At 68.1% G+C, this 13,261-nt stretch carries 10 protein-coding genes; 7 read left to right on the top strand and 3 right to left on the bottom strand.

Annotated features, from left to right (window positions below):
• Positions 1 to 59: 59 nt before the first annotated feature.
• From CF165_RS13565 to CF165_RS13555, 3 genes are all read left to right on the top strand, one after another.
• A complete protein-coding gene (locus CF165_RS13565) occupies positions 60 to 1,397 on the top strand; it encodes a peroxidase family protein (RefSeq protein ID WP_205660842.1) in 1,338 nt (445 codons plus the stop codon).
• Positions 1,398 to 2,059: 662 nt separating this feature from the next.
• Positions 2,060 to 2,527 (top strand): peptidase inhibitor family I36 protein, encoded by a 468-nt coding sequence (locus CF165_RS51165; protein WP_158226777.1) that lies wholly within the window; start codon positions 2,060 to 2,062, stop codon positions 2,525 to 2,527.
• 420 nt (positions 2,528 to 2,947) lie between these two features.
• Positions 2,948 to 4,912, top strand: coding sequence for a right-handed parallel beta-helix repeat-containing protein (locus CF165_RS13555; RefSeq protein WP_093947846.1), 1,965 nt, complete (start codon positions 2,948 to 2,950; stop codon positions 4,910 to 4,912).
• Positions 4,913 to 5,218: 306 nt separating this feature from the next.
• On the opposite strand, the gene CF165_RS13550 is transcribed toward CF165_RS13555, so the two are convergent.
• Positions 5,219 to 7,072 carry a sialidase family protein gene (locus tag CF165_RS13550; protein WP_240521572.1) on the bottom strand — a complete coding sequence of 618 codons (1,854 nt, stop codon included), beginning with the start codon at positions 7,070 to 7,072 and terminating at the stop codon, positions 5,219 to 5,221.
• Between the two features lie 492 nt (positions 7,073 to 7,564).
• On the opposite strand from CF165_RS13550, the gene CF165_RS13545 reads away from it, so the two are divergent.
• Complete coding sequence (locus CF165_RS13545; protein ID WP_240521571.1) at positions 7,565 to 9,004, top strand: sialidase family protein; 1,440 nt, start codon at positions 7,565 to 7,567, stop codon at positions 9,002 to 9,004.
• Between the two features lie 59 nt (positions 9,005 to 9,063).
• Here the strand turns inward: CF165_RS13545 and CF165_RS50170 are convergent, their stop codons facing one another.
• Positions 9,064 to 9,405 carry a hypothetical protein gene (locus CF165_RS50170; protein ID WP_143268570.1) on the bottom strand — a complete coding sequence of 114 codons (342 nt, stop codon included), beginning with the start codon at positions 9,403 to 9,405 and terminating at the stop codon, positions 9,064 to 9,066.
• A gap of 294 nt (positions 9,406 to 9,699) precedes the next feature.
• On the opposite strand from CF165_RS50170, the gene CF165_RS50165 reads away from it, so the two are divergent.
• The gene (locus CF165_RS50165; RefSeq protein WP_143268568.1) at positions 9,700 to 10,338 is read left to right on the top strand and encodes a hypothetical protein; all 639 of its coding nucleotides are present in this window, start codon (positions 9,700 to 9,702) and stop codon (positions 10,336 to 10,338) included.
• Here CF165_RS50165 and CF165_RS51160 read toward each other — a convergent pair.
• Positions 10,325 to 10,531 (bottom strand): hypothetical protein, encoded by a 207-nt coding sequence (locus tag CF165_RS51160; protein ID WP_093947843.1) that lies wholly within the window; start codon positions 10,529 to 10,531, stop codon positions 10,325 to 10,327. The two genes, CF165_RS50165 and CF165_RS51160, sit on opposite strands and share 14 nt — an antisense overlap.
• Positions 10,532 to 10,610: 79 nt before the next feature.
• Between CF165_RS51160 and CF165_RS13530 the strand changes: the two genes are divergently transcribed.
• On the top strand, positions 10,611 to 11,192 hold the full coding sequence (locus tag CF165_RS13530; protein ID WP_093947883.1) for a TetR/AcrR family transcriptional regulator: 582 nt from the start codon (positions 10,611 to 10,613) through the stop codon (positions 11,190 to 11,192).
• Positions 11,176 to 12,669, top strand: a complete 1,494-nt coding sequence (locus CF165_RS13525) for a nitrilase-related carbon-nitrogen hydrolase (RefSeq protein ID WP_093947842.1) — start codon at positions 11,176 to 11,178, stop codon at positions 12,667 to 12,669. Before CF165_RS13530 ends, CF165_RS13525 begins: the two co-directional genes overlap by 17 nt.
• Positions 12,670 to 13,261 lie beyond the last annotated feature (592 nt).

Here is a 13,261-nt window from a genome sequence, read left to right as displayed (position 1 = left end):
CTGTCCTGTCTTCACTCGCGCCGGGATCACCACGATGCCCGGCGGACAGGAGGTATGCCGTGACGACCGTGGTGACAGCCATCGCGGAGGCGGAGGCCGGGCACCCGTCGCCGGCCGACCCGAGCCGATACGGGCGCATGTTCCCCGGCCTCGCCCCGCTGGTCACCGACCCGCGGCTGCTGGCGCACGCGGGCGGTCATGGCGGGATCTGCGACGCGGCGGCAATCCCCGGACCGAGCGGCGACGACGCGGCCGAGTCCGCCGGGTGGCCGTTCTTCGGCCAGTTGATCGCGCACGACATCACCGCCGACCGCTCCCCCATCACCAGCGACCCGCACCCGGGAGCGCTGCGCAACGCCCGCACGCCGAAGCTCGACCTGGAGATGCTCTACTCCGACGGCCCCACCGGTTCGCCGTTCCTCTACGACACCGGGGATCCGGCGAAGTTCCTGCTCGGCCACCCCGACGGGTGCGACGTGCCCCGCAACCAGCAGGGGGTGGCCCTGATCGGCGACCCCCGCAACGACTCGCACCTGTTCGTGCTGACCCTGCACGCGGCGCTGCTGCGGGCGCACAACCGCATCGTGGATCTGTTGCGGGACGACGGTGTGACCGATGTTTTCGACCAGGCGCGGCAGGCACTCACCTGGCACTACCAGTGGATCGTGGTGCACGACTTCCTGCCGAGGCTCGTCGGGCTCCCCCTGGTCGAGCAGGTGCTCGCGACGGGCGGCCGGTGGTTCGCGCCGCCGCCGGGGCAGGCCTGCATCCCGCTGGAGTTCTCCCACGCGGCCTTCCGTTACGGCCATAGCCAGATCCGCCACACCTACCGGCTCGTCCACGGCGGTCCCGAACTGCCGCTCTTCCCCGACCTGGTCGGGTTCCGGCCGGTGCCCGCCGACCGGCGCCTCGATCTCGCAATGATCTTCGACCTGCCCGGTCACCCACCGGCGCAACGAGCGAAACGCATCGACGGTCGCCTGCCCGCGAGCCTCATCGCGCTGCCCGAGCAGGTCACCGGCACCGTCGACGCCGCCGCCCACCGGTCGCTCGCGGTCCGCGACCTCCTCCGCGGCGGGATCACCGGACTGCCCAGCGGCGAATCCGTCGCCCGCCACATCGGCGTGCCACCGTTGCCCCCGGACGAACGTTCCTGGCCGCACAGCACTCCACTGTGGATCTACATCCTCAACGAAGCCCAGCACCACGGCGGCGACCGCCTCGGCCCGGTCGGCGGCCGCATCGTCGCGGAAGTCCTGATCGGACTGCTGCGCGCCGACCCGGCGAGCTACCTGAACCGCGAACCGGGCCGGCGACCGACCCTGCCCGCCGCGGGACCGGCCTTCGGCCTGGCCGACCTGCTCACGCTGGCCCGCCACGCGCAGCCGGCAATCTGAGGTCATAGCGCAGGAGCAGACGAAGGGGCGCCCCTCCCCCTTTGTCGATGAATCAATACGCCACAGTACGCCGAAGCCATTTACGTGGGCGGTACCGAGATCCACTGCGCGTACATCTCCGGGTGGGTGAACATCGACGGCATCGTGTACGACGGCGACCTGCCCGGCGGCGAAAAGAAAGTCTGTTCCTGACCTCCCGCTTCTGGTGCGCCGTGATCGCGGCCACCAGGAGTGACAGACTCGCCGGATGGGGCGTAGAGCCCGGCAAGACGGGGGCGTCGTCGAAGCCGAGTGTTCGGCGGTCTTCGCGCACAGCGAGCCGTACGTACTGGACGGCTTACTCGCGGCGGTCGGACTCGATGTCGATATTCGCCGTGCCGTGCTTGCCCACCCGCTCCGGCGCCAGGACCAGCTCGAATAGCAGGTTCCGCCTGGCCGGCCACGCGTGCCGCGCTGAACGCACAGCGCACCGAAGAGACGGCAGCTACGAGAGGTCCCCTGTTCGCGCGGCAGGCCGGAGTATCGAACTCGCGCGACGAAAATTGACGGCGCAGTCGATCCAGGTCGCGTGGAAGCACTTCGACCAGGTTCGAAGGACCCTCCCAGCGCGTGGCGGTCTTGGCATACTCCACGTCCCGCACATCAATCTCGAAGGGGGCAAGATGAGAAAAGCACAAAGAACACTTGCCATGCTGCTGGTTGTTTTCGGGGCCTTGGCCGTCCTGGTGAACACCGCCACCGCCGACACCGCCGCGGCCCAACCCGCCACGAGGGGCTTGGCGCAGACGCCCGACCCCGGCTTCGCGCCGCAGGCTCTGGACTGTCCCTCGTCCAACCTCTGCGTCTGGCCGGTCACCGATGGCAGCCGCAACCGCTGCACCTGGCTGAACCGTGACAATGACTGGTGGAACACGCCTGTCGTGTGCAGCTGGTCGTCCAGCCAGACGGTGAAAGCCATCTACAACAGGGGCACCAGCTCGAGTTTCAGCGGTGTCTGCCTGTACGCCAACGCGAACTACAGCCACTGGCTGCACTACGTACCCCAAGGCCAATCGTATGTGCCCGGCACCCAATACATCGTCCGGTCCCACCGCTGGGTGAGTTCTGGCAACGAGTGCTTCAATTCCTAGTCGGCGCCGTGGAGGGCCATTCCGCCGCGCCGACAGAGTGCGCTCGACGCGGCGGGGTGGCCCTCGGTCGACACGGACGGGCCGGGCTCGACTCCACGTCGACCATGACATCGGATTGCCGGCCGATCTCCGGACGGAGGCGCTGCGACCGGGTCGACAGAAACGGCCTCGACGCACTGCTCCAGCATGTCCGCGCTACTGGGCCGCAGAGTCACCGGAGGGGCCCGAGGGCCCCATGCGCCGACAGCGGCCGGCCTCGCACAGCAAGAAGTAGAGGTCCGATGACCGGAACATCAGAGCGTGTGAATGCCCGATTAATACCATTTCTCCGAATGAATCATCCGATCAATCGTTGACAGTTCCTCATTACGCCCGTCAAACTCTGAACCGCCCAGAGCCTCCAACGAAGGACGGTCATCGGTGCGTACACGAGTCAAGGCGGCACTGTTCGCGAGCGGCCTCGCGCTGACGGCGACCGGGGCGCTGGTAACCCCGGCGACGTCCGCGCCGCAGCAGGTCGTCCACGTCGCGCCGAACGGCGACGACAGCCACGACGGCACGAGCGACGCGCAGTCCGTCCGGACACTGCAACGCGCCCAGCAGCTCGTGCGCGGGCTGATCCCGGGCATGACCGGCGACGTCTCCGTCAGCCTCGCCGGCGGCACCTACACGCTGAGCGCGCCGCTGCAGCTGACCGCCGCCGACTCCGGCACCAACGGCCACCGCGTGCTCTGGACCGCCGCGCCCGGCGCCCGGCCGGTCATCAGCGGCGGCGTCCCGATCACCGGCTGGAAAGTAGCCGACAGCAACAAGAACATCTGGTCCGCGCCCGCCCCCGCGACGCTGCGGACGCGCCAGCTCTACGTCAACGGTGCCCGCGTCCCGCGTGCGACCGGCACCCTTCCGGTGACGTTGACCAGGATCACCGGCGGCTACACGACGTCGTCGGCCGCGATGGACAACTGGCGCAACCCCAAGGACATCGACTTCGTCTACACCGGCGGCCTCGGCGCGTGGACGCAGCCGCGGTGCCCGGTGAACACGATCTCGCCGACGACGATCAAGATGGCGCAGCCGTGCTGGGACAACTCGACGAAACGCGTGATGCGCACCGACGACTCCGGCCGCACCGTGGAACTGGTCGGCCGCCAGGCCATCACCGAGCTGCCCACCGCGGTGGAGAATGCCTACGAGCTGCTCTCCGCCGGTGAGTGGTACCTCGACAACACCGCGCACACCGTCTTCTACGTGCCGAAGCCCGGTGAAGACATCACCAAGGAGACGGTGACCGCGCCCGCGCTGGAAACCCTGGTGTCCGGCATCGGCACGGCGTCGGCGCCAGTGCACGACATCACGTTCAACGGCCTCCAGTTCTCCTACGCCACCTGGAACTTCCCGAGCACACCCGAAGGATTCTCCGAGATCCAGGCGAACTACACGCTGACCGGCGCGCACGGCTTCGACCAGCAAGGGCTGTGCCAGTTCATCGACAGCGGGAAGTGCCCGTACGGCAACTGGACCAAGGAACCCGGCAACGTTTCCTTCGCCTATGACAAGAACATCAGCTTCACCCGGGACGCGTTCGTCCACCTGGGCGCAGCGGGACTCGACCTCGGCACCGGCTCGCAGAACGACCTGGTGCAGGGCAGCGTGTTCACCGACATCTCCGGCAACGGGCTGGAGCTCGGCGGCGTCGACATCACCCTGCCCACCGCGGCCGCGCAGCACACCAGCGGCAACCGGCTGCTCGACAACCACGTGTTCGCCACGTCGGTGGAGTACGCGGGGGGCATCGGGATGGACATCGGCTACACGGAGCACACTACGGTCTCGCACAACCAGATCGACCACGTCCCCTACAGCGGGATCTCGATCGGCTGGGGCGGCTGGCCGGACAAGGTGAAGATCAAGGCGGAACCCAACTACAGCAACAACAACACCCTTGCGGACAACCTGATCTTCGACCACATGCAGCTGCTCGCCGACGGCGCCGGGATCTACACCAACGGCAACACCGGCCCGAACATGGCCGGCGGCGAGAAGGTCACCGGCAACGTGATCCACGACCAGAAGGGCGCGGGCAAGGCCGTCTACACCGACAACGGCGCGGGGAACATCACGATCACCGGCAACGGCCTCTACAACGCCGATCTCGCGTGGGGCTCGAAGCACACCGACTACACGCTGAACAAGGGCACCTACGACCCGCTCGACATCGAGAACAACTACTGGGAGAACGGAAGCGCGGACTACAACCAGAAGTCCGTGGTGATCAAGAACAACCACGCGATCACCGACGCCGCCGGCATCCCGGCGAGCATCCGCACCAACGCGGGCCTGGAAGCGGCCTACGCCGACATCCTCAGCTGGACCCCGGCCGGCTGACTCGTGGACGAGCGGGGTCGGCCACGCCGGGAATCGCCGAGCGAGGCCGACGCCGTGCACGAGCTGGTGGATCAGCACACCGGCGCTACGAGCGGATAAGGCAGCCAGCATAGCTTCGAACCGTGCGGCCGGCATCGGTGGCCACGCGGCGCGCAGCTGATCGCCCGGCAGGACACGGTCGACAGGCCGTCGACGAGTTCGCTTTCGCCGGCGACCCGCGGACCGCCGCAGACCCAGTGGGAACTCCCCGTCCAGGTCACGTGAGTGGGCCACCCGCCGCATCGCAGGTGGCCCACTCGACCATGGTCAGCGGAGGCCGATCGCGGTGGTGAACGCGTCCTGGTCGTTGGCGATCGACGCGTTCGGCGCGCCGGCCTGGCAGGTGCGCGGCGGGGTGCCAGGCGTGCCGGTGCCGGGACAGAGGAACAGGTCCGGCGGACGGGTGTCCGACCAGACCGGGTACGCGGTGCGGGCGGTGACGGCGATTCCGGCGTAGTCACCGTAGAAGGTGCCGGTGAACTGGGTCGGCGGCGGCATGCTGCCCGACGTCGCCCGGGTGTGGGTGAACCCGGTGGAGACCGTGATGTCCGAGAACCCGGTGGTCTCGTCGGCGCCGTACTGGCGGTCGTAGTAGCTGACCGCGAAGGTGCCGTCCGGGCTGAACGCGGCGCCTTGCCAGAACTGGTCGGTGCGGGCCTGCCCCGCGGCAGTGGTCACCACCGGCAGCTGCCGAACGTCGGTGGTTCCGCCGGTGAACGAGGCCCCGGCGTTCGTCGATGCCGAGAGGACGATGTCGTTGTTGCAGCTGCCGTTCTTCACCCCGGTGTAGGTGTTGATGCCGGTGGCGGGGTTGAAACCGGTCGGCGTGCAGCCGTTGGCCTCGTTGGAGTTCCGGTTGATGTACGAGCCGTAGGTCACGAGGATCCGGCGCGGGTTCCGCGGGTCGACGCCACCGATCGGGTAGTTGCTCGCTCGGAACACCGAGTTCGCCGATGTTCCCTTCTCCGGAACGCAGGCGCGTCCCGGGTCCTGGCCGTTCTGGTAGGTCGCGCAGTCCGGCAGCTCGTGGTAGTTCCCGACCGGCACCGGCGTCGAGAAGCTCTGCCCGCCGTCGGCCGAGCGGGCCAGCAGGACCTGGTTGTGGTTGTCGGCCGCGTTCACGGTGGCGTTGTTGAAGTTGTTGAACACCACGTACAGCGCACCGTCGGGACCGACGAACGGCTGCGAGTCCTGGTTCTGGTTGCACCGGCCTCGCGGCGTCGGGAAGCCGAGGGCGTTGGCGCACAACGGGGCGTCGGAGCTGACGAGCACCGGAGCGGAGAACGTTTCGCCGTAGTCGGCGGAGTAGGCCTCGTAGATGTAGCCGGTGCCGTCGTCGGCGAAGGTCGTCCACGACACGTACACGCGGTCGCGGAACGGGCTGCGCGGATTGTTGTCGACGGTCAGCAGCTGCTTGTCCAGCAGGAAGTTCCCGGCACCGGCGGTGTCGTCGTGGGTGGCGACGGGACGACCTGGGAAGTTCCAGGACGCACCGTTGGTCCCCGTCGAGCGGAAGACGAGGAACGCGCTGGACTGGTCCGGGTTCGGCGACACGGCGCTGCCGCGGTTGAACACCTGGCACGACAGGTATACGTTGCCGCGCGAGTCCCACGCCACCGAGGTGTCACCACCGGACTGCCAGTATTCCCTTGGCACACCGCCGAAATCGGTGCCCCGGCTGAACCCGTTCGGCGTCGTCGCGTCCGCCCACGAACGCGCGCCGTCGAGGGAGTAGCTGACGCCGCAGGTGCCGTCGCCGCGGCGGTAGTCGTTGTAGCTGGCCACGATGTGGTCGGGGCGGTTCGGGTCGGCGGCCGCCCAGGTCTCGTTCTGCGCCTGGGCCCGGCCCTGCAGGTCCGCGTCGGTGAGGTTCAGGCAGTTCTGGTTGACCTTGACTCCTCCGCCGAACCGGTTCGGGCACGGCGACGCGGCCGAAGGGGTGACCCGGTTCGGCGCCAGTGTGCGAGCGGCGTTCGCCGGGTCTTCGCCGTTGAGTACCGTGGACAGCAGGCCGGAGACATGGCGCTGCTGCACCGGGTTGAGCTGCTGGTAGCCGAACGGCTGCGCCGTCGCCGGGGACACGGCGAACAGGCCGAGCGCGGCGGTGCTGAACACTGTCACACTGATTGCGGAAACAGTACGGGGACGCGACACTGCGTGCTCCCTTGGTTGACCGGGGTTTCCGGTGCGCGGCCAGCCACACGGCACATGCCGCGCCTTGGTCCGCCGCTGGGACCGTCGCCGCGACGCGCGGGATCGTTACCCACTTGTCAACTATCCATTCCGGACAAGGTAAGCGCACGGCCAACTCGTCCCCCACTCGGCTGCCGACGAACGTACTGGATCGGTCGAGCACGGCGCCGACCTGCGAAGGACAGGTCGTACCGGGAAATCACGCCGCCGAACTCGTCCCACATGCCGGCAGAACTGCCCATATCCGTCTCAATGAGACAGTTGATCAGCCGGTGGCCGGTCCCTCGCGGCGGGCTCCTCCACATGGCGGCTTTACGGCGCTCGATCCAAGTGGCTGGATCGACAGTCGTCATGGCCCGCAGTGGCGCCCCCGCTGCCCGCCTCGTTGCCGCACCCCTCAACGGAGAAGGTGACCGCGCCATGCCGCTGTCCCGAAGAATCGTCACCGCCGCCTTCCTGCCGGCCGTCGTGATCGGCGGACTCCTGGTCGGGGCGACGTCCGCGTCCGCGAACGTCGCCGTGACCCAGGTCAGCACCGATCCGTTCACCGACGCCCAAGCCCAGCACCGGACCGAAGTCGAACCCGACACGTTCACGTTCGGCTCCACGGTCGTCTCGGCCTTCCAGGTCGGCCGTGTGTCCGGCGGCGGCTCCTCCGACATCGGCTTCGCCACCTCCACCGATGGCGGCGCCACCTGGACCCAGGGTTTCCTGCCCGGCACCACCGCCAACACCGGTGGACCGTGCGGCCAGATCAGCGACGCCGCCGTCGCCTTCGACGCCAAGCACAACGTGTGGCTGATCTCCTCCCTCGGCGTCAACTGCCCGAGCGGCACCCCCGTGCTCACCAGCCGCTCCACCGACGGCGGCAAGACCTTCGGCAACCCCGTCACCACCGCCACCGGCTCGCTGGACAAGAACTGGATCGTCTGCGACAACACCGCGAGCAGCCCGTTCTTCGGCAACTGCTACACCCAGTACGACATCACCAGCTCCGGCGACTCCATCCGGATGAAAACCTCCAGCGACGGCGGCCTCACCTGGGGCCCCGCCCGCGCCCCCGCCGGCACCCACACCGGTCTCGGCGGCCAGCCCGTCGTGCAATCCAACGGCACCGTCGTCGTCCCCTACCTGTCGCTCAACGACCAGATCCGCAGCTTCCGCTCCACCAACGGCGGCGGCAGCTGGACCTCCACCGTCGCCGTCGCCACGATCAGCCACCACGACGCCGCCGGCGGCCTGCGCGAAGAAGCCCTGCCCACCGCCGAAACCGACAGCACCGGCACCGTCTACGTCGCCTGGTCGGACTGCCGGTTCCGCACCGGCTGCCCCAGCAACGACATCGTCCTGAGCAAATCCGCCAACGGCACCACCTGGACCACCCCGGCACGCGTGCCGATCGACGCCACCACCAGCACCGTCGACCACTTCGTCCCCGGCATCGGCGTCGACGCCTCGACCTCCGGCTCGAGCGCCCGGATCGGCCTGACGTACTACTTCTACCCCACCGCCAACTGCACCGCGGCGACCTGTCAGCTCGACGTCGGCTTCATCTCCTCGACCAACGGCGGCACCAGCTGGAGCACCGCCACCCAGGTCGCCGGGCCGATGAACCTGTCCTGGATCCCGAACACCTCCCAGGGCCGCATGTTCGGCGACTACATCTCCACGTCAGTCCGCCCCGGCGGCAACGCCTTCCCGGTCATCCCGATCGCCACCGCACCGAGCGGATCCACGTTCAACCAAGCCATGTTCACCCCGGCCGGCGGCCTGCCCGTCACCGGTGGCACCCGCCGCGCGACCGACACGCCGGAGCACACATCCGCGACGCAATCGGCCGCCGCCGTGACCGCCTTCTGAGATCGCACAACGAACACGCGAAGGGAAACAATGGGAGCACGCGGAGCCAAGCCGCTCGTTCAGACGCCACGGACCAGCGCCACAGAGCCGGCCGCCCAATTCGTGCCTGTTACGAAATAGGGCCGCCACGTCGCCGGCGATACCCCATCACCGGAGTCGAGGTCGGGGGCCAGGGTGACGTCTCTGGCTACCGAACCGATCGCGATACCACCCTGCCCACTGGCGGTTGTGGTACCGAATACGACGGTGCCACCTTCGACGCCGGCCGGCCGGGGACGCCTGTGGGCTTCTGCGAGCGCGGACTGCAGCCGGACAGCGAAGTCGTCGCCGGCTGCGGCTTTGTTCGGCGCTCCGCCGTCCAATACCCGCACGGCGTCCGCATAGCTCAAAGCTTTCGACATCGCTTCACCTCTACCACGTAATCGGAGGAGGACGGAGCGATGTTGCGCACTCGTTGCGGTTGGCGCCGGATGAGCTGTGGGCGCTGGCGGAGCCATCGATCCCGGTGTTCGAGCCGCGGCCGCACACCGCCGCTTCAAGCGTGGCTCCGTTGTCCCAGCCTCAACCTGGACTCATCCGCATGGCCACAGCGGCCTTGGACAACGGTGAACCTGATCGTTACACAAACTACGTCCAGCCGTAGGCAAACGTAACAACTCAAGATTCCTGGTCGACTGTCGTGCCGAGACGAACCGATGACGCACGCAGCCGAGGAGATCTACCAGGTGAACGCGGACAACGATTCAGAAAACCAGTCGTCGGACAAGAAGAGCCGTTCCACACATGCCGTCGTGACCGTGGTCGTCGCGGTGATCACGACCATCGGCGGTGTTACCACTGCGATCATCGCCAACTCGAAGGATTCGACAGGGAACTCCGGCAGCGCCACCTCGGCCGTCGTCACCCTCCCAGTTACCTCGTTGCCCTCCTCGACGCTGCCTGCGCCGCCAGCTGAATCAGTCGCTATCACGTCCCCGAAGCCGGGACAGAGCGTCGTTGGACGCCAAGGTGTTCAGCTCACAGGGACAGCTCAGAATCTCGATGGGAAACTGCTGAGGATCTTCGACCTCGCCGACGACCACAAGTACTATCTGATCACAGGCGTTCCCGTGCCTGTTGCCAACGGTCAATGGAGCTTCTTTGACCCCCAAGTCGGCTCGACAACGCCCGACGACGATGGACACGCCTTCACATTGACTGTCACCATGGCCGATGCCTCATGCAACGGAACGCTCGACACGGCGACGCCGAACGGTGAAGGCGATATCGTGTACCAAATCCTCCCTGCCGGCTGCCGGAAACTCGCATCGGTCGAGATCGTCAAACGAAGTTGATGGCCAGGTAGCTGACGCCCGCGGACTTCGTGACGTCGCCCTCGATCACGTCGTTGCGATCCTCGCTCGCCGCCCGCGACGGCTGTGCGTCCAGCTCGGTCTCGCCGAGTCCGTCGGCCGCTTCGACCGGGTCTGCCCCGAAGGACCCGCGTGGCTGCGGCTCGCGTTGACTGACAGCGGCAGTCGACGCCATGCATCTGGGATGCAGTCTGCGAGACGCCTCGATCCAATTGAATGTATACAGCGTAGACGAAGGCGTGTACGCTGTATACATGGTCGGAAACGAGACCGCCGGCCGCATAGCTGCGGCGGCATTGGCGATTCTCTCGGCGGAGGGCGCCGAGGCGGTGACCATGCGCCGGGTAGCGGCCGAGGCGGGGGTCACCGCGATGGCCACCTACCGTCACTATCCGAACCGGGAGGCGCTGCTGCGGCAGGTGGTTGACGACGCTGTCGCCGGCTTGACCCGGGATTGGGGAAAGCGGAACGAGACCGGCTCTTTCGAGGAGCGGATCGACGGGCTCACCGACGACTTCCTGAACTTCGCCCTGGGCAGCCCGAACCTGTACCGCTACCTGATCACCGACCGGCGCGAGGACGTGCGGCGCTTCCCGGAAGACTTCCGGACCGGCGGCTCGCCCACATTCATCCCGGTGCTCCGAGCCGTCGAGCAGGGCATGCGGGACGGCGCGCTGCGGCAGGACGACCCGCTCGAAACCACGCTGGCCGCCACCATGTCGGTCGTGGGCCTGGTCCAGCTCTACCACGGCGGCCGGATCAATCTGCCCGAAAAGGACTTTCGTGAGCTTTGCCGACGGACGATGGGGAGGGTTCTTGATGGACTCCGGCCGTGAACGGGCGAACCGCGCCCGCGGACTGGTGGCGGCCGCGCTGGTGGGGTCGGCGGTGCTGTTCTTCTTCGGCACCGGGCTCACGCCGGTCGCCACGTTGACCTGGCTGGCACCGCTGCCGGTGCTGCTCGTCGCGCCCAGGGTGTCCTGCCTGGCTGCCGTCACCGTCGCCTTCGTGGCCTTTCTGCTGGGCACAGCCAACAGCTGGGCGTTCCAGCTGCGATCGCACGACACCCCGCTGTGGCCGATCGGGCTCCTGATCGATGCCGGCCTGGCAGCGGTGTTCGCGGTCACCGTCGCGGCATTCCGGCTTCAGCTTCGCCGCGGGCGCGCGGTGCTCGCGACGGTCACGGCGCCGGCCGTCTGGACCGGGGTGCTCTACCTGGTGTCGATCACCAATCCGATGGGACTCGGCGGGACGATGTCCAACCTGCAGGGCGACGTGCCCGTGGTGCTGCAGGCCGCCGCGGCCACGGGCATGTGGGGTGTCGAGTTTCTCGTGCTGCTGGTGCCTTCCGCGCTTGCGGTGGTGCTCGCTCCCGGATTCCGTGCCGCCGCGCGGGTCCGGGCCGGGGCCCTCGCGGTGACGCTGCTCGTGGTCGGGCTGGGTGCTGGAGCGTTGCGGCTGGCGAGCGAGGATGCGGGGCCGGTGAGGCGCGTAGCCGCGATCGCAACCAACCAGCGGGCGTGGGCGCCCAATCTGGCTTCCCCGGCCGGCCGCGACCTCGTCGCTGCCTACGTCGACAGGATCGCCGCGCTGCCCGCCGGGGTTCAGACCATCGTGCTGCCCGAGCAGTCCTTCTCCTCGAGCGAGGCCCGTCCGGCCGCGTTGCTCGAACCGATGCGCCAGGCCGCCGCGGTCCGCCGGGCCGACATCGTGGTCGGGTTCGCTTACTCCGACGGCAAAGCCAAGTACAACTACGCCTTGGTCTTCCCTGCGGACGGCGGTGAGCCGCTGACGTACCTCAAGCACCACGACGCGGTCAGCCCGCCTGGCCACGATCTCGTGTTCGTTCCGGGCGGAGAAACCGGCGTCGAGATCTGCTTCGACGTCAACTTCCCGCGCCCGAGCCGTGACTACGCTCAGGCCGGCGCCCGGATATTGGCGATCCCGGCGTCCGACGAGGACGACAACGGCTGGCAGCACAGCCGGACCGCGTTGGTGCGTGGGGTGGAGAACGGCCAAGCCGTGATCTGGTCCGACCGGACCGGAACGGTGCTGATCTCCGACGGCTGGGGCCGCGTGCGGGCCGACGCGCACACAGGCGGCCCCGGGCCGTTCACCACACTGGTGGCCGACGTGCCCCTCGGTCCGGGCGCCACGCCGTACTCCCGTTTCGGGGACTGGTACGCCTGGCTGTGTCTGGCTGTCGCTCTCAGCGCGCTGGTCACGGCCTTCCCAGCCCGCAAAGGGAAGCCCCCGCGGGACGGCAGCCGGACAGCGCGTGCCGGTTCGGGTAACGCCGAACATGGTGTTTGACCCGCAGGCACACCACCGCCCGTGGGCGACGCGTCGAGGGCCACTCCCCACGCCGGGTTGTGCGTGATCAACCCACCCTGGACGCTCATCGCGCCCCTTTCAAGATCGCGTTTCGCGATTCGCTCGGAATGACCGCACTTGCATCCCAGGGGATCGAGCCATCAGCGGACAAGCGGACATCCGCGTGAGAGGGGGCACAGGTGCGTCCCGGCAACTGACGTCGACGGGTCGAACGCACTCCGACAGCCGTTCGGCCGACCGCATTCGTCGAGTCCGAGAGCCTCGCACGGGCGAACCGGCCGTTCTCGGGATCAGCACCGCGTCGGTCAATGTCTCGGCCAGGGTGCGGCGCTGGTCGAGGCTCAGACGGCCCTTCGTGGTGTTCACGGTGATGACGGTCATGCTTCCTCCTCGGCGAAGAAATCACGGAGTCCGGACGGACAGCGTGCGGCTCGAACAGCAGCTCGTCCGGCCCTTTCGCACTGGCGTAGTCCGCCGTGGCGTAGCGCCGGACGTCGGTGACCGACACCCCGAGCCCGCGCAGGCGTTCGACGAGCGCGTCGAGCTGGTCGTTCAAGGCTGAGCCGTCGGC

This window comes from Amycolatopsis vastitatis (assembly GCF_002234595.1).
GTDB classification, from domain to species: Bacteria; Actinomycetota; Actinomycetes; order Mycobacteriales; family Pseudonocardiaceae; genus Amycolatopsis; species Amycolatopsis vastitatis.
Note: the sequence above shows the minus strand (reverse complement) of the source record. Positions and strands in the feature narration are given on the sequence as shown.